Raw genomic sequence first — 21,105 nt, forward strand, 5'->3', positions numbered from 1 at the left:
TCAGTCGCGATCGAAGTCCACCAAGGTTCCGGCTGCACCGGTGTAGGTTGCCGGCGTCAAGGCCTTGAGCCGGCTCGCCGTGTCCTGGTCCAGGTCCAAGCCGTCGATGAAGTGCTCGACATCCTCCCGGCCGATCCTCTTGCCCCTCATCAGCTCCTTGACCTGCTCATAGGGGTGATCCATGCCTGAGCGTCCAGCCAGTCCGGCGGCCCGCATGGCCGTCTGTATGGGCTCGCCCAGGACCTCCCAGTTGCTGTCAAGCTCGTGGGCCATTAGGGCCTTGTCGGGGTGGATGGTCTGCAGGCCGCCGTCCAGGTTGTCCAGAGCCAGCAGGCTGTAGCCCAGGGCCGAACCGATGTTGCGCTGGGTGGTGGAGTCAGTCAGGTCCCGCTGCCAGCGGGTTTCGGTCAGGGTGGTGGCCAGGGTGTCCAGCAGGGCTCCTGAGATCTCCAGATTGGCTTCGGCGTTCTCGAAGCGTATGGGGTTGACCTTGTGGGGCATGGTGCTGGAGCCGGTGGCGCCTTTGACGGGTTCCTGGGCGAAGACGCCGCGGGAGATGTACATCCAGACATCCACGGCCAGGTTGTGCAGGATCCGGCCTAGGTGGGCGATGTTGCCGAAGAGCTCGGCCTGCCAGTCGTGGGACTCGATCTGAGTGGTCAGTGGGTTCCAGACCAGGCCCATCCGTTCTGTGACGAAGGCCCGGGTCAGATCGATCCAATCCACCTGCGGCAGGGCGGCCAGATGGGCGCCAAAGGTTCCAGTGGCGCCATTCATCTTGCCCATGTAGTCCTGATGGCGGATCCGATCCAGCTGCCGGTGCAGCCGGTGGACGTAGACCGCCATCTCCTTGCCCAGGGTGGTGGGTGTGGCAGGCTGGCCGTGGGTCAAGGCGAGCATGGGCAGATCCCGGTATTGCTCCGCCATGGTCGCCAGATGGCTCTCGATTCGGGTGGCCTTGGGGAGCCAGACCTGTTCGACCCCGCCTCGGATGCAGCGGGCATAGGCCAGATTGTTGATGTCTTCGCTGGTGCAGGCGAAGTGGACCAGGGGTGTCAACCCGGGAAGTTGGGACTCAGGGCCAAGGGCTGTGGCTGAAGCCTCCAGACGGCGGTCGATGTAATATTCCACAGCTTTGACGTCGTGGTGGGTCTGAGCTTCAATGCCTGCCAGTTCGGTGATGCCATCGGCATCGAAATCCTCGGGGATGGCTCGCAGGTAGGCCTGTTCTGTCTCTGTCAGAGGCTCTACGCCCGGCAGGACCGGGTGCTGGCCGTTGCCCTGGTAGCCGTTGGCCAGCATGATCATCCATTCGACCTCGACCCGCATACGCTCGCGGTTCAAGGCAGGTTCGCTCAGATAGTCCACCAGATCGGCGGTCTGCCTGCGGTAACGTCCGTCCAAGGGATTGAGGGGGATGACTGGGGTGATTCGGCTCAGGTTCATGCCTCCAGCCTAGACGACCGGGTCAACCAGCAGGAATCGATATGGGTGCTCTTGGGGGTCCGCGTGTCCCGCTCATCGGCGTAGCCTGCCGCGGTAGTAGCGGGTCTCCTGCAGATCGCCCTCGATGGCATGGGCGAAGTGGTTGTCCTGACGTCGTACTGCTGGTGAGTTCTGATCTCGGGCATCGGCCCAGGCCGCCCGCTGGTAGGCCATGCCATGGGTGGATTCCTTGCCGGATCCGGCAGTGGTCACTGTCCGGCCAGTTTGGCTGCCGCCTGGAGGGGGAGATCCGCCTGCCCTTCCCCTGACGGTCAGTTGATTGGGCCGTGAGGGGTTGTCGGCTCCATCGAGGCTGGAGACCAGCTCTTCGCGCATTTCCACGCTGGTGACCCAGGTGCTTGACCCTATCTGGCGATGGGCGATGGGCGATCCGACGGTCACGATGTGGTCGAAGTGGTAGCGGTTGGAAAGATCCGAGGCCATGGTGGCGGCCACGATACCGCCCTGGGAATGACCCACCAGGCTGACCGGATCGTCCGGGCGCACCCCAGCCTCGCGCATGGCCTGGTCCACCAGACGCAGCGAGGCCGCCCTTTCGCGTACTGAAGCCTTGTCGCTCATGAGCTGGATGTTTTGGAACCAGCCGATGGGGGAATCGAGATGGGAGCTGGTGCCGGGTATGTAGACCAGCCAACGGTCCCTGCCGTCCGCCTCCCGATATCGTTGTACAGCGATGGTTGCGTAAGGAATGCCGTCCTGGCAGGATCCCAGGCTCTCCAGATTTTGCAGGGCGGTGGCAATGTCATGAGCCTCGCCCAACCCCTTGCCCTGTGGCTGTATAGGATCCATCGTGAGCTGGTCACCCTGAAGATGAGCGAGGATGAAGGGCACCAGCAGGCCTGGATCGGTGACCAATCTGCCAATAGGATCGCGGTGGTCCGAGGTCAGGTCGGATGCGGCGGCGGCCAGCAGAGGCTGATGGATGCCGGCCGTAGTTTCCAGAAATTCCTGGAATTGCGAGGCATCCAGTTTGCCGGTCAGTTTAGCTGCTCCCAGGCTCAGACCGATGGTTCCCAACATATACGGGGCGATGGGCTGAAAGAGGGTCACGGCCGTGGATATCAGGGAGTCCATCAGCTTTTCCATGAATGATTCCGCCTGCGAGTACAACCCATAGGCCTTGGTCAGCCGATCGGCCACAGACTGGAGCTTGGTGCGTAGGTCTTCGCAGGCCTGAGCTTGGTCACTGCAGAAGGTCACCATCAGGTCCAGGGGCAGACGGGCGTGACCTGGCGGCGGCACGGCAGCCTGGGTGCAGGGGAGGGCGGGCAACCCTGGCATGGTTCTGCGGATAGCCTGATTGGTGAGAATCCATTGCGTCTGCAGGGTGGCCAGGGCACCGCCTGCCTGGTTGAGCCGGTCAGCCATGCCGGTCAGATGATCCAATTCGGTGCTGGTGTAACCGTTGGCGTCGGGTGCCGCGGTGACCGTCCGCTTCATGGTCGGCTCTCTTGATCGATCAGGTTCAGGGTGCGTCCTGCCTGGACACGCTGATCCTGGCAGAGTGCATCCATGGCCCGTACCTGGGCCCGGTAGGCGTGAGCGGCCTTTCCCTGCCAGTCGACCCTTAGGGCCTGGTCGGCTAATTCGCTCAGGTGGACCAGGGTTGTTCGCGACTGCCGAGCCATATCGGCCAGCATGGTCCGGCAACGGGCCACCCGTGCGTGGCAGGGGCAGGCTCCGGCCGCCTCAGGATCGGACAGGTAGGAGGACTGCTCGAGGAAGGGGGCCAGGGTGGGTAGTGACGATGGTGATGACTTGTCCATGCGTCTACTTCATCACTGCAGTCATGCTTGCATGGCGTCGATTGGGCCATGTGGTCGAATGTTGCCTGATCCGTTTTGATGGGGACAGGTCTTCGAAAAATGATCGAGCAATGCCTGGTGAGGCCGGTCACCAGGGTTTGACGCCCTTTTCCCGATCCTGGTGGCCGCCCGTATTGCCTGTTGGGCTGGGGGATGAGGAGGGATCGCTCTGTTCCTGGTTGCGCTTGAGCAGATCCTCTACCTCAGCTTCCTGCTGCTTGGTCAGCCCGGAGGATGCGCCCTTGCCTGATCCGCTCTTTCCGCCCTGCTCGTTCTTGGTTGTGTCTGCTTGTTGTTTTTTGAGAATCCGTTCCGTACGTTTGGTCAGCGCAGTGCTGGTCGCTTGGTTGGCTTGCGCGGCCTGCCTGGTCTTCGGCAGAAGCAAGGGGCCCGGCCGCGCCGCTTGGGCGAAAAGGCGGTCTGCCTGATCTTGCAGCGCCTTGATTGCTGCCGGGTCTGCCTGTGGGTTTCGGGCCTGCCGGATGCTGGTGTTCAGTGTGCGCGTGGCCTCGTTGTAAGTGGCGATGGCTCTGACGTTGATCAGGCCCCATGCCCCGGTCAGCGCTGCTATCAGGGCTAAAACGATAAGGACCAGACGCGTTCGAAGGGTGTTCCTGCTCATAGCAATCTCCTCGAAGTACGGACCCATTGCCCTGCCTCAACCAGGATCAGGACCAGTTCCACCAGTGCCAAGGGCCAGACCAGCGGGGTGACATGTCGGCGCACCTGATCGACCGTGGTCACCCGGTAGCGCTTGGAGACCGAAGCTGTAGCGCCCTCGCGGACAGTGACCCCCTTGGCCAGGGCCTGATAGTGGCCGCTCATCTCGTCGGCCATGGCCTTGAGAGTGTCCGGATCCATGGCCGAGATGCCCGGCTGGCCGGTCTGCGGATCCGTCACCCAGCCTCCGGCGCCGCTGCCGCCGACATCCGAGGTCAAGGGCACCGGGCCTCCCTTGGCTGAGCCGGTTCCCAGGATAAAGGCCTCATCCAGCCCCTCTCTAAGAACGCTGAAGGATCGCCGTTCGTCTCTGCCAGTCTGCTCTCCATCGCTGATCAGATAGAGCAGGATCCGGTCGTTGGGATGCTGGTCCTTGGTCTGCTTCAATGCCAGAGTCAGCCGATCCAGAGGAGCATCCAAGCTGGAGCCGGAGGAACGGGAGGTGGGCTCTGTGGCCAGCCCGCGGGCCCAGTTGTCCACAGCTCGCACGTCGGGGGTCAGGGGCAGATCGACGCTGGCCGAGGCGCCGAAACTCAGGGCCGAGAAGGATGCATCCGGATAGGTGTCGACCAGCCCGCGGACGGCTGCTTTGGCCGCCTCCAACCGGCTGATGCCGTCCTGGGCCCCATATCCGGCATCCTTGACTGCCATGGATCCGGTCACGTCAACCGCAATGAAGACATCAGTGGCGTTGACGGCTTTATTGGTGGTTCTGCTGACGGTGCTTGGGGTCAGGACCATGAGGGCCAGGATCAGGACCATGGCGGTGCGCCGGGCCAAGGCCCAGCGATCGGCATCCGTATCCCGGCCCTTGCGCAGTCCATGGATGACCAGCGCAATAGCCAGGAGCAGCAGCAGGCCCGACAATAGGCCGCCGGCCACCCAGCCCAGGGCAGGCTCAAAGGTCAGGGACTTGAGTATGTTCATCGCTTCAGCCTCCAGGCCAGGAGCAGATATCCGGATAGCGCCAGGGCCAGGGCCAGGGTCCACCAGCCGGGTGCATCCACCAGGCTGGACTGCTCCTGCTGGCGTGGGTCGGCTCCATGGCGATGTTCGATCCGGCGGACCAGCGCGTTGATGGAGTTCCCGTCCTGCCGTTGCAGGAAGATACCGCCACGGGCTTCGATCAGCCGCTGCATCTGCCGGGTGCTCTCCGCCTCGGTGCCTTGGTCCGGTCCCGAATAGAGTCCGTCCACCGCGATTCCTGCGGCCGAGGTCAGCTTGAGCGCCTCCTCCAGGGTGTATGTGGGTTTGCCGGAGACCACGTTATCGGTGGCCAGGACCAGGGAGCTCGAACGTTGGTCGGCCTTTGCCGGTTCGGGTTGGCCCTTGGGAGTGAATTGCGGCAGGAGCGCAGCGCAACCCACCAGCCCGTCGCCGATCAGTGAGGTGGTGTCCCGGCGGTTCTGCGTGCCCTCCAGCCAGTCGCTGATGTCCTGGTACTGTCGTCCGCTCATGGCATCGATGCGGTCCTGGGACTGCACCCCGTCCAGGATCCGTCGCGCCTTGCTCAATTCGGCGGTGATCATGCCATAGTCGTCGGTCAGGGGGAAGACGGTGCGCGAGGTGGAGTTGAAGATGCTCAGAGCCATGCGTTCGCCCCGGAAGCTGCGGACCAGATCGAGGTAGGAGGCGATCACCTGCCGGTCGTAGGGCAGGGTGGAGCCGGACACATCCAGACATAGCACGATATCGCGGTTGTGCCCCTGCTCCAGTGTCCGATCGACCCGGGCGGGCCTGGCAGCAAGGCTCAAAACCATCAGCAGGGCCAGAGCGAGCAGGATTGCGGCGCAACGGTTCAATCGTCGCCAGCGCCGCAGGGACTCGTGGCCCTCCTCGGTGTCCAAGTCGCTGTCCAAGGTCCAGATCCGGGCGCCCCGTTCCTGATCCAGCTTGCGACGACGCGCCGCACGGGAGGCCAGCAGGCCGAACGCCAGGGCCAGGAACAGGGCCAGCACCGGCAGCCAGGGCCACCTCCAGGACAGATTGCCTATGCTCATCGCGGCCACCGTTCAATCAACTCCCGTACCCAGTCGGCTGCCTGATCCACCGTGGCGTCGGTTCCTGTGCTGTCCCGGGGAAGGGCAAATTCAGGCGGGTAAAGGGCATCTATGGTCTGCCGAAGCAGGTCCAGACCCTGCCGGGTGCTCGGCGTACGGGGCTGAGCCTGGATTTCGGCCAAAGTCTTGGACTTCATATCACTGTTCCAGGAGCGGGAGGCGAATCCACGAGCGATGGTGGCCAGTGCTGTCATGGCCTGGTCGCGGTTCAGTTGGCCCTTGTCGTACTGGGCCACCACCTGATCAATCCGCTGACGCCATGCATCGAGGGAGTCAGGGCTCGCTTGGATCGGATGCTCTTCCTGCTGACGGCTGAACCTGGGCAGGAGAATGGCCGCTCCGGCCAGGGCCAGGGCCAGTATGATGGCGGTCGCCGTCAGAGCCAGCAGCCAGGTGGGCTGGGTCATGGCGGGCATGATCTGGATTTGACCATGACCGGACGCAAGACGAATCAGGACGACAGCACTCATGCCGCCATCACCGTCTGCCGCATGGGAATGCCTGGTCGGCCGGCTGAGAGCAGGTGGATGAACCTGTTGAACATGGCTGTGCTGGAGTCGGCCCTGATCAGCGAGGCTCCGATTCTGGTCAATTCCCGGCTAAAGGCCTCAATCTGATAGCGCCTGTGCAGGTCCACGGCTTGCGTCCCGTTCGCGGTACGCAGGAAGGCCGGGATCTTGCGTCCGCTGGGCGCATCCGTTACCGAGCCCATGGCGGGCTGTTGCCGCAGGGGATTCATGGTCTCCACTCCGATGAAATTCAAGGGGTGGGTGGTTGCCAACTGTCGGATGGTCGGCATCAGGTCAACATGCAAGGCCGACTGGTCGGTGGCAATGACCAGCATGGCCTGCCGGTCCTGGATGCCGGCGGCGTAGCCCAGCAGGGCCTCAAGGTTGCGTGGCTGATCCAGCGGCGACTCCAGAGCCCGGTCCAGGGTCTGTTCGAATCGGGCGAACCCCCCCTGGCATGGTATGCGGCGGATGGCGGATGAATCGACCAGGACCAGGTCCACCTCATCGCTGCGGCGCAGGCAGAGGGAAGCGAACATGCACAGGGCGTTGGCAGCCACCTGGATGGCCTGCTCCCCGTCAGGGCATGTTCCGGACATCTCGCGGCCGACATCCAGCAGCAGCCAGACCTTGCTGGTAACCAGGCGCTCGCGCTCAACCACCATGGGTCGACCCATCCGTGCACTGGCGTGCCAGTCGATCATGCGGGTTTCGTCTCCGAACTCATAGGCGCGCAGGTCGGCACGTTCGTCTCCACCGCCGCGTCGGCCAGAGGAGTGCTCGCCCTCCAGCAGTCCAAGGGCCCTGCGCACCGTGGGAAGCCGGAGGCTGGTGTCCAAGGACTCGATCCGTCTGCGGACCGGGTCGCGATTCGAGCGTCGGCGGCTCATGGCACCGGCACCGTGTCGACGATCTGGTCGATGATGTCGTCGCTGCTGATGCCGTCGGCCTGAGCCTCAAAGGTCAGCAGGATCCGGTGGCGGAGTACCGAATGGGCCCAGTCCTTCAGATCCTCGGGAATGACGTAATCCCTGCCAGTCAGCAGGGCCCTGGCCTGGCCGATGCGCACCAGGGCGATGGAGGCACGCGGGCTGGCTCCCAGCCTCACCTGCTCGGCCAGCCCTTGGATGGGTCGCGATCCAGCCCCCCTGCTGGTGGCCGCCAGATCGACTGCATATCGCATGATGGGCTGTGCCACGTGGACCTGCCGGGCCTTCTGCCTCAGGAAGTCCACATCGGCGATGGTCAAGGCGTCCCGATCGTCCTTGCCGGGCATATCGGTGCCTCGGCTGGTCAGCATCTGCAGCATTCGGGTCTCCTGGTCGGCATCAGGATAGGTCATGACGGCCTTGAGCATGAACCGGTCCATTTGGGCCTCGGGCAGGTTGTAGGTGCCCTCCTCCTCGATGGGGTTCTGGGTGGCTATCACCATGAAGGGCCGGGGCAGGGCTATGCGTTCGCCGCCGATGGTGGTGGCGCCCTCGGCCATGGCCTCCAGCATGGCTGACTGGGTCTTGGCGTTGGAGCGGTTGATCTCGTCCATGAGGACGAAGTTGGCGTGAATGGGACCCAGCTGTGTCGAGAAGCGCTGTGTGGAGAAGTCGTAGACCTGGGTGCCTACCAGATCCGAGGGCATCAGGTCGGGCGTGCACTGGATCCGCTTGAAGCTGCCGGAGACCGAGGTGGCCAGAGTCTGGGCGGCGGTGGTCTTGGCCAGGCCGGGCACGGATTCGATCAGGATGTGTCCTGAGGCCACCAGCGTCAGGATCAGGGCCTCGCGCAGGTTCTCCTGGCCTACCAGAGTCCTGGAAAAGCGGGTTCGAATCCGGTCGGCCAACTGACGGCAACGTTGCAGGTCGTCCTGGCTGATTGGCGGAACCTGCCGGTCCTGACCGGGCTGAACAGATGGGGACTGACTGGGTCGAGGTGGGAATAATGCCATAGCAGATATGGTAACGGCATTTCCTGACGACTCAGCCAGCAGGACTCAGGTCAGGGACCAGTCCACCGGCTGGGCGCCCATGGCCTCCAGCGCTTGGTTGGCCTTGGAGAATGGGCGGGATCCGAAGAAGCCGTATCGGGCCGACATGGGGCTGGGATGCGGGGATTTGATGATGGCCGCATTGGTCAGCAGGGGCTCCAGGCTCTGGGCCTGTCGTCCCCAAAGAATGGCCACCAGGGGCCGGACCTTGCCCTCCTGGTCGCGTCGGTCGTTCAGAGCTCGGATGGCGGCGTCGGTGATCTCCTCCCAACCCTTGTTCCGGTGGCTGGCCGGCTTGCCCACCCGTACCGTCAGGCAGCGGTTGAGCAGCATGACCCCTCGCCTGGTCCAAGGCGTCAGATCGCCGTTGGAGGGCGTGGGCAGGCCCAGGTCGGAGCTGAGCTCGGTGTAAATATTGCGCAGGGAGCCGGGAATGGGGCTGACTGCAGGGTCCACGCAGAAGCTCAGGCCCACCGGATGGCCGGGCGTCGGATAGGGATCTTGGCCCACGATCAGAACCTTGATGGAGTCGAAGGGGATGGTAAAGGCGCGCAGGATGTTCTTGCTGGCAGGCAGATAGCGGTGGCCCTGGGCCAGCTCGGATCTGAGGAAGTCGCCCATACGGTGAATGTTGGGCTCGACAGGAGCGAGAGCCTCGGCCCAGCCGGGGTCCACCAAGGCGCTCAGAGGTTTGCGATGGGTTCGGCCCTGGCCTCCTGCTATGGTCGGAGGGTTGGTACCGGTTCCGTTCGTCGGCGCGGGGGAGGTTGCGGCAATAGGCTGGCTGCTGTTCATAAGGTCACTATATCGCTTGGTGATATGAGCCGGTCAGGGTTGTCATGGCTCTCTTAGGCTTGCGGGGAACGTCGGATGGTCAGCGGGATGCTGCTCCGGCGTCCCATTACATATAATGGTTCAGGATCCGGTGGAGCGGAGGAGAGTTCATGGCTAGCACGCGCGACAATGGGACGCAGGCGCGCCCCCAGGTTCATGATGCGTTCGACAACCCTCCCAAGGGGCCGGTCGGTGTGCATCGGGGGCCGCGTTCCCTGCCGGTCAGGGCTCTGCCCTACCTGCTGGTGGTGGTCTTGGCCGTGCTGTGCGGACTGGGCTTATGGGCTGCAGTCAGCGGCTCCCTGCCCTGGCAACAGACCCACACCGATGCCTCCCGGGTCATCAGCAGCCATCTGCCCAAGCGGTCCGCCTCCTCCTCCTCAGACAGCAAGCCCTCTGCTGAAACATCATCCCAGGAGCAGGCTTCACAGGAGCCCTCGCAGTCGCCTTCAGCGAGCGCATCCAGCAGCAGCCCGGCACCTGTGGTCAACAGGGGCACACAGGTGGCCGTCATCAACGGAACCAGGATCACCGGGCATGCAGGCAGCAAGCGCCAGGTCCTGGTCAACGCCGGTTACACTGCGGTCACGGCAACCAACCCGCAGGGGGCTCTGCCTGGCGTAAGTACGGTCCGCTACCGTGACGAGGCCGACAAAGCTACTGCCCAGGAGGTGGCCAGCCTGTTGGGCATCACCCAGGTGGAGCAGTCCTCCGTGGCCTCCACACCGGTGGAAGCCATCCTCATGCAATGAGGTTCAGCCAACCGGACGACCAAAGAAATTCGAGGGCAAAAGTTCCCGAATTTCGGCTCGGCGTTTTGCAATTGCCCTATCAATAGGCCTAAACTGACCTTGCCGACCAGGCAGATGCGGTCAGTCTCGTATCTGTTGTGACGCGGCACCTATGTTAAGGAAGTTAGTTATGGCACAAGGCACTGTGAAATTCTTCAGCGCTGGCAAGGGTTACGGATTCATCAATCCCGACGATGGCGGCGAGGACGTGTTCGTGCACTACTCGGCCATTCAGTCCGACGGGTTCAAGACCCTTGATGAGGGAGATAAGGTCGAATATCAGGTGGAAGAGGGCCCCAAGGGTCTGCAGGCAACCAAGGTCACCAAGCTCTGATTGTCGTCTTCTGTATTCGTCATGGTGGATCCCGGTTATTCCGGGGTCCATTTTTTGTAGCATGTATTTTGAATTACAGTGCTGAGCCGGGACTGTGCAGGGTGCGGATTGCCTGTGGGCGGGGCCGATGTCAGGGCCGATACGACATACAGCCTGCAGCGTATTTTCCCCTCAGGTTGGCACTCGGCTCCACCGAGTGCTAATCTGCTGAATTAGCACTCGAGGTGCGGGAGTGATAACACGACAGCTGACGGTCGGGTTCCGTTCCACGCCGACGGTGGGTCATGAAACCTCAAGCCATGACGGAGGAAGCAACAATGGCAAAAATCATCGAGTATGACGAGGAAGCTCGTCAGGGCATGCTTGCCGGCCTGGACAAGCTGGCCGACACAGTCAAGGTCACCTTGGGCCCCAAGGGTCGCAATGTGGTGCTGGACAAGTCCTACGGGGCCCCGACCATCACCAACGACGGCGTCTCCATCGCCAAGGAGATCGACCTGGAGGATCCTTACGAGCGCATCGGCGCCGAGCTGGTCAAGGAAGTCGCCAAGAAGACTGACGACGTAGCCGGAGACGGCACCACCACCGCCACCGTACTGGCCCAGTCCCTGGTGCATGAGGGCCTGAAGAACGTGGCTGCCGGGTCCAACCCCATCGCTCTGCGTCGCGGCATCGAGAAGGCCGCCGACGCCATCGTCAAGGAGCTCGTGGCTCAGTCCAAGGAAGTCGAGACCAAGGACCAGATCGCTGCCACTGCCACCATCTCTGCAGGCGACCCCGAGATCGGCAATGAGATCGCCGAGGCCCTGGACAAGGTCGGCCAGGACGGCGTGGTCACCGTCGAGGACAACAACCGCTTCGGCCTGGACCTGGAGTTCACCGAGGGCATGCGCTTCGACAAGGGCTACATCGCTCCCTACTTCGTCACCAACAATGACGACCAGACCGCCGTTCTGGATGATCCCTACATTCTGCTGACCTCGGGCAAGGTTTCCAGCCAGCAGGACGTGGTCCACATCGCCGAGCTGGTCATGAAGACCGGCAAGCCGCTGCTGATCGTCGCTGAGGATGTGGACGGCGAGGCGCTGCCCACCCTGATCCTCAACAAGATCCGCGGCACCTTCAACTCCTGCGCCGTCAAGGCTCCTGGCTTCGGCGACCGCCGCAAGGCCATGCTGCAGGATATGGCCATTCTGACCGGCGCACAGGTGGTGTCCGATGAGCTCGGCCTCAAGCTGGACTCCATCGACATGAGCGTGCTGGGCACCGCCAAGAAGGTCATCGTCTCCAAGGACGAGACCACCATCGTCTCCGGCGGTGGTTCCAAGGATGAGGTCTCCGCTCGCGTGGGCCAGATCCGCACCGAGATCGAGAACACCGACTCCGACTACGACCGCGAGAAGCTGCAGGAGCGGCTGGCCAAGCTGGCCGGCGGCGTGGCCGTCATCAAGGTCGGCGCGGCCACCGAGGTCGAGGCCAAGGAGCGCAAGCACCGCATCGAGGATGCTGTCCGCAACGCCAAGGCCGCCATCGAAGAGGGCCTGCTGCCTGGAGGCGGCGTGGCTCTGGTTCAGGCCGCTGCCAAGGCTGAGAAGGATGTCAAGCTGGATGGCGACGAGTCCACCGGCGCATCCATCGTCTTCCGCGCTATCGAGGCCCCCATCAAGCAGATTGCCGAGAACAGCGGCATCTCCGGTGACGTGGTCATCAACAAGGTCCGTTCGCTGCCTGCTGGCCAGGGCTTCAATGCCGCCAACAACGAGTACCAGGACCTGCTGGAGGCCGGCGTGGCCGACCCCGTCAAGGTGACCCGTTCTGCCCTGCAGAACGCGGCCTCCATCGCCGGGCTCTTCCTGACCACCGAGGCTGTCGTGGCCAACAAGCCTGAGCCTCCGGCACCTGCCGCCGCTCAGCCTCAGGGCGACATGGGCTACTGATCCTTATAGGTTCGGCCGAGGGCTTTCCGGCTGAACCTGGTGATCGCCGAGGACAGGGGCCTGCACACCGGACTATGGTGTGCAGGCCCCTGTTTGCTTGTTCGTTTACTGCGCCATGAGTTTTCACGATCCGGGTTTGGCAGCAGGTACTCATGGTGAACCGGTTGAAAGCTGCCAACATCCATGGTCTGGTGCTCAGGCTCCGGCGAAGAGGCGGGTGGCCTGGGCCTCGGTGTCCGCATAGAGCGACGATGCCTGTGTCAGAGCTGCCTGGATACCTTCAAGCGCCTGTTCCATCTGAGCCTGTGAGGCGCGCCACTGCTGGGCCACTGTGGCGAATTGGCTGGCCGCCGAACCCTGCCAGACGCTTTGAAGATTGTCCAGATTGGTGTACATTCCCGCCACGGCATCTCTGATGGCCCCTATTGAGCCACTGACCGCGCCGGAGGCCGTCTGTATCTGATCCGAATCAACTTGGAACCGTGTCATGATTGTCCTTTCCGTGAATGGCGGTGATGGTGGGGGAGTCCAATGCCGTCAACCGCTACTGTGGACACTATGACAGTGTTCACGCAGTTGCCCCGTCCGCGGACCCATGTGGTCGAACGAGTCCCCCTCCACAAGACGAATCCGGTCGGCGTCTCATCCATGAGGCGGGTGCTGGCTTTCCTGCTCTTGATGATTTTGACGGTCGGCGTTCTGGGGCCGACCAAGGCTATTGCTGATGAGCCTCAGACGGGGGCCGGAACCATGACCGACACGATCACCGATCCGCAGAATCTGCTGGGTTCGGATGTGGGCTCCGTCAAGGATGCTATCCAGGAAACCGCCGAGCAGACAGGAGTATCGGTCCGACTGCTCTACCTTCCGCATTTCTATCAGGGCGTCAAGCCTGAGACCTGGGCGTCCAGGGTGCTCGAATCGATGAAGCCCACCCACGACACGGTTCTGCTGGCGGTGGCCTCTCAGGACGGCAAATTGGTCGTGGCGGTCTCCAGCAACTCGCAGGCCTGGCTCAAGGATCAGTCCAGCGTGGATCAGCTCTCGCAGGCTGCTCTGGAGCCGGTCACCAAGGGCCGCAATCCCGACTGGGTGGGCTCGGCCAAGGCCATGATGGACCAGGTTGAGACTCTTGACCAAAACCACCGGCATCACCGGGTGATGATCATTGCTCTTTCAGTGACGGTTGTCGTCCTGGTCATGCTGGGCGTAGCGGTTTGGATTTGGTGGCGTCGCAGTAGCCGCACCGGGGCCCATCATCGCAAGTCCAGCTCTGGGAAGAAACAATCGCGCCCGACAGAGACGGTCAGCAAACTATCAGATAATACCCAGAAAGACGCGGCAAGCTGAAACCATGAGCAAACCGACGCAAGCACAACTGGTCGTGGTCGACGACGAACCGTCCATCAGGGATCTGCTGGTGGCCTCTCTGCACTTCGCAGGCTTTGCGGTTGAGACCGCGGCGTCCGGCTCCGAGGCCATTCAGGTCATTGAGCGCACCCAGCCGGATCTGATCGTCCTGGATGTCATGCTGCCTGACATCGATGGATTCACGGTCACCTCTCGTATCCGTCAGGAGGGAATCGAGGCGCCGGTGCTCTTCCTGACGGCCAGGGATGATACCCAGGACAAGGTCATGGGGCTGACTGTGGGCGGCGACGACTACGTGACCAAACCGTTCAGCCTGGAGGAGGTTGTGGCCAGGATCAAGGCCATATTGCGCAGGACGCGCGAGCATCAGGAGGACGATCCGATCATCCGGGTGGGGGATCTGGAGATCAACGAGGATTCGCACGACGTCACCAGGGCCGGGCGACCCATCGACCTGAGTCCGACCGAATACAAGCTGCTGCGCTACCTGATGGACAATGAGGGTCGTGTGCTCAGCAAGGCGCAGATTCTGGACCATGTCTGGCAGTACGACTGGGGCGGGGATGCAGCCATTGTGGAGTCCTACATCTCCTACCTGCGCAAGAAGGTGGATGGCATCACCATCAGCGACGGACACGGCGGGGAGCGCAAGGTGACCCCGCTGATCGAGACCAAGCGGGGCATCGGCTACATGATTCGGGCCCCTAGGCAGAACGCATCGGATGGCGGCGATGGCGACTAGTCCCTTGGGCTCGACTCCCATGGCAGAACCGTCGGCTGACAGGACCAACTCCGTCATGGGTTCGGATTCTGACAAGGGCAAGGGCTCCGGCAGACCGAGGGGTCGGTCCATGCGCAGGTCGCCGCTGGCTGCCATTCCCCTGAGTACAAAACTTGTAGCCAGCATGCTCATCCTGCTCATCGTGGGCACGGTGGGTGTCTCTGTGGCCATCTGCCAGATGGCCGACGACTATCTGATGAAGCGCACGGACTCCCAGCTGATCCGCCAGGCCAACCTGGGCATCCGCAACGCCACCCTGCTGCGCCAGGAGGATCTGAGCAAGAATGGCCTTGGCCCCACTGACTACTTCCTGCAGATCCGCGACGACAAGCTGCACATTATTTCGGACGATCTGAATCCTATGCAGGTCAACGGGGTCATTTCCCGCCCGCGTCTGCCCGCCGACGGCAGCCTGGACTCGATACCCCTGGGCAAGCCGACCACGGTGCCAGCCTATGTGCGCGTCTCGCGACAGGCCTCGCCAGACCGGGACACCATGAAGCGAGCCCGGGCCTCGTGGCGGGTGGTAGCCATGCAGTGGAAGCTGCGCAACGAACTGGACGGCTCCGAAATCAGCGGCATCCTCTTCATCGGTCTGTCCATGAGCGACCAGGACGAGGCCGTGCACGATCTGACGGCTTTCTGCATGATCATTTCCGTTGTTGTGGTCCTTCTGGGCGGAGTCATCTCGGTCCTGCTGATCCAGTCCACCTTGGTTCCCCTCAAACGCATCGAGAAGACTGCTGCCAAGATAGCGGCCGGTGACCTATCCCAACGCATTCCCAGCTTCCCGGAGAATACCGAGGTGGGTTCCCTGGCAGCATCCCTGAATGCCATGCTGGCGCGAATCGAGCATTCCTTCGACGAGCAGCGCCAGACCACCGAGAAAATGAAGCAGTTCGTTTCGGATGCCAGCCATGAGCTTCGTACCCCTCTGGCCGCCATCCACGGCTACGCAGAGCTCTACAGGATGCAGCGCGACTATCCCGGGGCTCTGGAGCGGGCCGACAAGTCCATCCAGCACATCGAAGACTCTTCGACCAGGATGACGGTCCTGGTCACGGATCTGCTTTCGCTTGCACGTCTGGATGAGGGCAGGGGGATCGACACGACCCTGCCGGTCGATCTGACTGGGTTGGTGCGAGACGGGGTGGACGATCTGCATGCCTTGGACCCGGGCAGAGAAGTGGCTACAGGAAGGGTTTGCCTGCATACCGAAGACCAGCCCGCCCCCCAGGAGAAGCCGGTCACGCCCAACAAGGGTCTGCCAGGCCTCAAGGGACGCAACAAGGAAAAGATCACCGTGGGCGGGCACCTGGGCCCAGCCGTCAGTCTGGACATCCAGGAGGGTCCCCTGCCCTTGGTGCCAGTGACTGGTGACCCCAGCCGCCTGCGTCAGGTGATTACCAATATCGTAGGCAATATCCACCGCTACACCCCAGCTGATTCGCCGGTCCAGGTGGGAGTGGGCCTGGTCAAGGCGACCATCGCACCGGCGGATCTGACCAGGTTGGAGGCCACTGAGTCCTCGCTGGGACACCTGACCGAGGCGATCCAGGTGGCAGAGAACAGCCATGTGGGCACCGACTATGCCATCATCCGGGTGGTTGACCACGGGCCAGGCGTCCCGGAGGAATCCAGGTCCAGGCTCTTTGAGCGCTTCTACACGGCCGACCCGTCCAGGGCTCGGGAGAAGGGCGGCACGGGGCTTGGACTGGCCATTGTCCAGTCCATTGTCAAGGCTCATCAGGGGTTCATCTGCGCCTCGCAGACCCCGGGGGGCGGTTTGACTTTCACCATCGTCATACCCCAGGGCGGCAGCCGGGATCAGGGGCACGCTGAGGACCAGGCCAATTCTGCCGCCAATCGTCCCGTACGCCTATGACAAGATGGGTCGTCCTGCCCCTTCCGTTCAGGTAGACTGAACTCGGATATATCAGTTCAAGAAGCAACGTAAGGAAGTGGCAGAGCATGCCCAGCGGGAGAGTACGGTGGTACGACGCCAAGCGGGGGTTCGGGTTCATCACGGATGAACAAGGTGAGGATGTCTTCCTGCCCTCATCGGCCCTGCCCGCCGGGGTGTCCACCATACGCAAGGGATCCCGGGTGGAGTTCTCAGTGGCTGAGGGCCGCAAGGGCCCCCAGGCCCTGGATCTGAAGCTGGTGGGGCCGACCCCCTCCATTCTGCGTGCCAAGCGACCTGATCCGGACGACATGGCCGCCATCGTGGAGGACTTGATCAAGCTGCTGGACTCCGCGGGCAATGGCCTGCGTCGACACCACTATCCAGGTCGGGCTGAATCCGCCAAGCTGGCCACCCTCTTGAGGGCCGTGGCCGATGACTTCGACGTGCCGGACTGAGCAGACGGCGAGAAAAATCCGACGTGGATCGGTCTGATCCGGTCCCACTGATGATGAAGGTGTGATAGATGGTTCAAGAGGACTTGGATCCTGAGGAACTGGCTAGGCGAGTGGCTCTGAGCGTGGCCGCCGACAGCGATGAGGTCGGTGGGCTGGTCGGCCGCACCCTGATTGGTGACGGAGTCTGGGACTACCGGTTCGCCTCGGCCATCAAGGGCTATGAGGGCTGGCAGTGGTCGGTCACCCTCTACTGCGATGAGGATGCCGATACCTGGACTGTGGATGAATCGTCTTTGGTGCCTACTGATGCGGCCCTGCAGCCACCCGCTTGGGTTCCTTGGAAGGATCGCCTGCTGCCCTCGGATCTGAGCGTGACCGATGCCATGGGAACCGAGCCGGACGACCCCAGGCTGACAGCCGGATACAAGCCAGCGCAAGCTAGCCATCAGAATTCTCAAGTACAGCAGAACCCCGGAGATGATGAAGAAGGTCAGCAAGAATCGAGTTCCCCTGCTGTTGATGGGGCCGATCAGGAGACTGACGGCGTGGTCTTCCGCCTGGCAGACCGTCCAAGTGGAGAAAAAGACGTTCACGAGCAGGAATCGAATGATCAGATTCCCCTCGGTGCACAGACCTCTTCCGATGACCTGGATGAGGCCGTCGACCGCTTCGCTCTGAGCCGCCGGCACGTGATGACCGCCGAGGCCAGGACGGCCACCGCCAAGCGCTGGTACGAGGGGCAGCACGGCCCCAAGTCCCTGTCGACCCGGACAGCCAAGGGCAAGGCCTGCGAGACCTGCGGCTTCATGATTCCTCTGGCAGGTGATCTGGGGACCATGTTTGGCGTCTGTGCCAATCGTTGGAGCCCGGACGACGGGCGCGTGGTCTCCCTGGATCATGGCTGCGGCGAGCATTCCGAGATCGAGCCCCAGGAGGAGTCCCATCTCTGGGTCCAGTCCCAGCCGGCCTATGACGATCTTCATATTGACGTGGTCAGGCAGAAGCCCCGTGAGGAGCGCCCAGAGGTGGAACTCATGGAGCAGATGCAGTCAGAAGACGGCTCAGAGGACTGATTCCAAGGCCTCGTTGCGTTCAGAGCGCAATCACCGGCGGGCCGAGAATAAACGTCACCGTAAATCTGTAGAGTGAATTACGGATCAAAGGGAAGGACAAGTATGTTCGAACGGTTTACCGACCGTGCGCGGCGGGTGATTGTGCTGGCGCAGGAAGAGGCCCGCACCCTGCAGCACAATTACATCGGCACCGAGCACCTCCTCCTGGGCCTGATCAGGGAGGGTGACGGTGTTGCCGCCAAGGCCCTGGCCTCCAAGGGCGTGGAACTGGATGCCACCCGCAAACAGGTTGAGGAGATGATCGGTAAGGGCAATGCGGTCCCCAATGGGCATATCCCATTCACGCCGCACGCCCGTCAGGTCCTGGAGCTGTCGCTGCGCGAGGCGCTTCAGCTGGGCCACTCTTACATTGGCACTGAGCACATTCTGCTAGGACTCATCCGCGAGGGTGAGGGCGTCGGCACCCAGGTGCTGATCAAGATGGGTGTGGACCTGGGCGATCTGCGGACCGCCACTATTGACATGATTCGCGGCAATCACGAGGGCGGCGATGCCGGCAAGGGGGATCTGGCCAATGCCGGCGGCGTTTCCAACAAGGGCGGACAGACCGGTTCGGCCATTCTGGACCAGTTTGGCAGGAACCTGACCCAGGAGGCCGCTGAAGGCAAGCTGGATCCGGTCATCGGCCGAGCCAACGAAATCGAGCGGGTCATGGTCGTCCTTTCCAGGAGGACCAAGAACAACCCCGTGCTGATCGGCGAACCTGGCGTAGGCAAGACCGCTGTGGTCGAGGGCCTGGCGCAGAAGATTCATGAGGGCGATGTGCCCGAGACCCTCAAGGGCAAGCAGGTCTACTCGCTGGATCTGGGCTCCATGGTGGCCGGTTCACGCTACCGGGGCGACTTCGAGGAGCGCCTGAAGAAGGTGCTCAAGGAGATCAAGACCCGCGGCGACATCATCCTCTTCATCGACGAGATTCACACCATCGTCGGCGCGGGTTCGGCTGACGGGGCCCTGGGCGCCTCTGACATGCTCAAGCCCCTGTTGGCCCGCGGCGAGCTGCAGACCATCGGTGCCACCACCACCGACGAGTACCGCAAGTACATCGAGAAGGATGCGGCCCTGGAGCGGCGCTTCCAGCCCATTCAGGTCTCCGAGCCCACCATCGCCCAGACCATCGAGATCCTCAAGGGTCTGCGTGGCCGTTATGAGCATCACCACCATGTCACTATCACTGACAAGGCCCTGCAGTCGGCGGCTGAGCTTTCTGCACGCTACATCCAGGACAGGAACCTGCCTGACAAGGCTATCGACCTGATCGATGAGGCCGGCGCACGCCTGCGCATCAAGCGGCTGACCGCCCCGCCGGAGCTCAAGGAGCTGGATGCCAAGGTGGATCGCATCTCGGCCCAGAAGGACCAGGCCATCAAGGACCAGGACTTCGAGAAGGCCGCTCAGCTGCGCGACAGCCAGGAGAAGCTGGAGGCCGAGCGCAAGGAAAAGGAGCAAGCCTGGCACGAGGGTGAGTCCGACGTCAAGATGGTTGTCGACGAGGATGTAATCGCCGAGGTGGTCTCTTCGACCACCGGCATCCCGGTCTTCAAGCTGACCCAGGCCGAGTCCAAGAAGCTCTTGGGCATGGAGAAGGAGCTGCACAAGCGGATCATTGGCCAGGATGAGGCCGTCTCCGCCCTGTCCCGCTCCATCCGCCGTACACGTGTAGGCCTCAAGGATCCCAAGCGTCCCGCAGGTTCCTTCATCTTCGCCGGCCCCACCGGCGTGGGCAAGACCGAGCTGGCCAAGGCTCTGGCCCAGTTCCTCTTTGACGATGAGGATGCCCTGATCCGGGTGGATATGTCCGAGTTCTCGGAGAAGTACTCCACCTCCCGTCTCTTCGGCGCTCCTCCGGGGTACGTCGGATATGAAGAGGGCGGCGAGCTGACTGAGAAGGTCAGGCGCAAGCCGTTCTCCGTGGTCCTCTTCGACGAGATCGAGAAGGCTCATCCGGACATCTTCAACACCCTTCTGCAGGTGCTGGACGACGGCCACCTGACTGATGGGCAGGGTCGCATGGTGGACTTCAAGAACACCATCATCATCCTGACCACCAACCTGGGAACCCGCGACATCGCCAAGGCGGCCAACACCGGCTTCAACGTGAGCGGCAACACCGAGACCTCCTATCAGAGGATGAAGGACCAGGTGACCAGCGAGCTCAAGCAGCAGTTCAGGCCCGAGTTCCTGAACCGCCTGGATGACATCATTGTCTTCCAGCAGCTGACCGAGCCCCAGGTCCGTCAGATTGTCGATCTGGACATCGCTCAGCTCAACGATCGTCTCTTCGAGCGCCATATGTCCTTGGATCTGACCGACAAGGCCAAGGACCTGCTGGCCGAGAAGGGCTTTGACCCGCTCCTGGGTGCCCGGCCTCTGCGCCGCGTCATCCAGCGGGACATCGAGGATGCGGTCTCCGAGAAGATCCTTATGGGCGACCTTACGGACAACGAGTCCGTCCAGGTCGATGCCGAAGGCGAGGGCATCCTGGGTGAGTTCACCTTCACCGGCAAGCCCTTCGAAGGACCCCGTCATGCGGCCAGCTCCGCTGATAAACAGGACCAGAAGTCTGAACTGGTCGGAGCTTCGGTGAGCTCTTCCGACGCTGATGTTCCGCCAGCAGGCGAGGCCGACAGCCAGAGCCAGGATGGTCAAGGTTCTGAGCAGTCCGCTCAGAGTTCGCCTGCCAGTGACTGAGATAAGGGTTGAGGCCCGACGCAGCTGACTGAAGAGGGGTTGGAGCAGATTACAGTGCTCCAACCCCTCTTATTCTGTACTGCCGGGGATTTGCGTCGATCTCTGTAATGCAGTTTCTGAAACGTCACTTGGAATCCATGGCTTCTATTGGCAGTGTGAGCTCGGCATTTGCTTTTGCTTACGAGTCCATCGAATGGTTCGATCATTCTCTTATATCAGGCTTAAGGCAGCGATGGAATTGGCAGGTAATTGACATCAGTGTTTGCCAGGTCAGCATTCCATGCATAACGG

Annotated in this window: 20 protein-coding genes; 9 read left to right on the forward strand and 11 right to left on the reverse strand. The window is 62.4% G+C overall.

Features of this window, described 5'->3' with window-relative positions:
• The 10 genes from purB to FPK30_RS06165 form a co-directional block, all read right to left on the reverse strand.
• Positions 1 to 1,446 carry an adenylosuccinate lyase gene (gene purB, locus FPK30_RS06120; protein WP_144085752.1) on the reverse strand — a complete coding sequence of 482 codons (1,446 nt, stop codon included), beginning with the start codon at positions 1,444 to 1,446 and terminating at the stop codon, positions 1 to 3.
• Positions 1,447 to 1,518: 72 nt separating this feature from the next.
• Complete coding sequence (locus FPK30_RS06125) at positions 1,519 to 2,946, reverse strand: alpha/beta hydrolase (protein WP_144085753.1); 1,428 nt, start codon at positions 2,944 to 2,946, stop codon at positions 1,519 to 1,521.
• Positions 2,943 to 3,272, reverse strand: coding sequence for a hypothetical protein (locus FPK30_RS06130; protein WP_144085754.1), 330 nt, complete (start codon positions 3,270 to 3,272; stop codon positions 2,943 to 2,945). The genes FPK30_RS06125 and FPK30_RS06130 overlap by 4 nt, the downstream gene beginning before the upstream one ends.
• Positions 3,273 to 3,399: 127 nt before the next feature.
• Positions 3,400 to 3,933 (reverse strand): DUF6466 family protein, encoded by a 534-nt coding sequence (locus FPK30_RS06135; RefSeq protein WP_144085755.1) that lies wholly within the window; start codon positions 3,931 to 3,933, stop codon positions 3,400 to 3,402.
• Entirely contained in the window at positions 3,930 to 4,958 is a 1,029-nt protein-coding gene (locus FPK30_RS06140; protein WP_144085756.1) for a vWA domain-containing protein, read from the reverse strand. The genes FPK30_RS06135 and FPK30_RS06140 overlap by 4 nt, the downstream gene beginning before the upstream one ends.
• The gene (locus FPK30_RS06145; protein ID WP_144085757.1) at positions 4,955 to 6,031 is read right to left on the reverse strand and encodes a vWA domain-containing protein; all 1,077 of its coding nucleotides are present in this window, start codon (positions 6,029 to 6,031) and stop codon (positions 4,955 to 4,957) included. Before FPK30_RS06145 ends, FPK30_RS06140 begins: the two co-directional genes overlap by 4 nt.
• Entirely contained in the window at positions 6,028 to 6,561 is a 534-nt protein-coding gene (locus FPK30_RS06150; RefSeq protein WP_144085758.1) for a hypothetical protein, read from the reverse strand. Before FPK30_RS06150 ends, FPK30_RS06145 begins: the two co-directional genes overlap by 4 nt.
• The gene (locus FPK30_RS06155) at positions 6,558 to 7,490 is read right to left on the reverse strand and encodes a DUF58 domain-containing protein (protein WP_101432601.1); all 933 of its coding nucleotides are present in this window, start codon (positions 7,488 to 7,490) and stop codon (positions 6,558 to 6,560) included. The genes FPK30_RS06150 and FPK30_RS06155 overlap by 4 nt, the downstream gene beginning before the upstream one ends.
• On the reverse strand, positions 7,487 to 8,542 hold the full coding sequence (locus FPK30_RS06160; protein ID WP_144085759.1) for an AAA family ATPase: 1,056 nt from the start codon (positions 8,540 to 8,542) through the stop codon (positions 7,487 to 7,489). Before FPK30_RS06160 ends, FPK30_RS06155 begins: the two co-directional genes overlap by 4 nt.
• Positions 8,543 to 8,587: 45 nt before the next feature.
• Positions 8,588 to 9,376, reverse strand: coding sequence for a uracil-DNA glycosylase (locus FPK30_RS06165; RefSeq protein ID WP_232341819.1), 789 nt, complete (start codon positions 9,374 to 9,376; stop codon positions 8,588 to 8,590).
• A gap of 149 nt (positions 9,377 to 9,525) precedes the next feature.
• Between FPK30_RS06165 and FPK30_RS06170 the strand changes: the two genes are divergently transcribed.
• The 3 genes from FPK30_RS06170 (at position 9,526) to groL (ending at position 12,477) form a co-directional block, all read left to right on the forward strand.
• Positions 9,526 to 10,167 carry a LytR C-terminal domain-containing protein gene (locus tag FPK30_RS06170; protein ID WP_144085760.1) on the forward strand — a complete coding sequence of 214 codons (642 nt, stop codon included), beginning with the start codon at positions 9,526 to 9,528 and terminating at the stop codon, positions 10,165 to 10,167.
• A 169-nt stretch (positions 10,168 to 10,336) separates the two neighbouring features.
• Positions 10,337 to 10,540: a cold-shock protein gene (locus FPK30_RS06175; RefSeq protein ID WP_045924634.1), complete on the forward strand. Its 204-nt coding sequence runs from the start codon at positions 10,337 to 10,339 to the stop codon at positions 10,538 to 10,540.
• A gap of 317 nt (positions 10,541 to 10,857) precedes the next feature.
• Entirely contained in the window at positions 10,858 to 12,477 is a 1,620-nt protein-coding gene (gene groL / locus FPK30_RS06180) for a chaperonin GroEL (protein ID WP_101432598.1), read from the forward strand.
• Between the two features lie 195 nt (positions 12,478 to 12,672).
• Here the strand turns inward: groL and FPK30_RS06185 are convergent, their stop codons facing one another.
• Positions 12,673 to 12,966, reverse strand: coding sequence for a WXG100 family type VII secretion target (locus tag FPK30_RS06185; protein ID WP_024626574.1), 294 nt, complete (start codon positions 12,964 to 12,966; stop codon positions 12,673 to 12,675).
• A gap of 69 nt (positions 12,967 to 13,035) precedes the next feature.
• Here FPK30_RS06185 and FPK30_RS06190 point away from each other — a divergent pair, with 69 nt between their 5' ends.
• The 6 genes from FPK30_RS06190 to FPK30_RS06215 all read left to right on the forward strand — a co-directional run bounded on the left by FPK30_RS06190 (position 13,036) and on the right by FPK30_RS06215 (position 20,814).
• Positions 13,036 to 13,827 carry a TPM domain-containing protein gene (locus FPK30_RS06190; protein ID WP_186279414.1) on the forward strand — a complete coding sequence of 264 codons (792 nt, stop codon included), beginning with the start codon at positions 13,036 to 13,038 and terminating at the stop codon, positions 13,825 to 13,827.
• A 4-nt stretch (positions 13,828 to 13,831) separates the two neighbouring features.
• Positions 13,832 to 14,590, forward strand: a complete 759-nt coding sequence (locus tag FPK30_RS06195; protein WP_144085762.1) for a response regulator transcription factor — start codon at positions 13,832 to 13,834, stop codon at positions 14,588 to 14,590.
• Positions 14,580 to 16,514, forward strand: coding sequence for a sensor histidine kinase (locus FPK30_RS06200; protein WP_260804472.1), 1,935 nt, complete (start codon positions 14,580 to 14,582; stop codon positions 16,512 to 16,514). The genes FPK30_RS06195 and FPK30_RS06200 overlap by 11 nt, the downstream gene beginning before the upstream one ends.
• Positions 16,515 to 16,600: 86 nt before the next feature.
• Positions 16,601 to 16,990: a cold-shock protein gene (locus tag FPK30_RS06205; protein WP_101432595.1), complete on the forward strand. Its 390-nt coding sequence runs from the start codon at positions 16,601 to 16,603 to the stop codon at positions 16,988 to 16,990.
• Between the two features lie 68 nt (positions 16,991 to 17,058).
• Positions 17,059 to 18,063: a DUF3027 domain-containing protein gene (locus FPK30_RS06210; protein ID WP_144085763.1), complete on the forward strand. Its 1,005-nt coding sequence runs from the start codon at positions 17,059 to 17,061 to the stop codon at positions 18,061 to 18,063.
• A gap of 102 nt (positions 18,064 to 18,165) precedes the next feature.
• Complete coding sequence (locus FPK30_RS06215) at positions 18,166 to 20,814, forward strand: ATP-dependent Clp protease ATP-binding subunit (protein WP_144085764.1); 2,649 nt, start codon at positions 18,166 to 18,168, stop codon at positions 20,812 to 20,814.
• The last annotated feature ends 291 nt before the right edge of the window (positions 20,815 to 21,105 follow it).

The organism is Bifidobacterium apousia (genome assembly GCF_007559275.1).
Taxonomy (GTDB): Bacteria; Actinomycetota; Actinomycetes; order Actinomycetales; family Bifidobacteriaceae; genus Bombiscardovia; species Bombiscardovia apousia.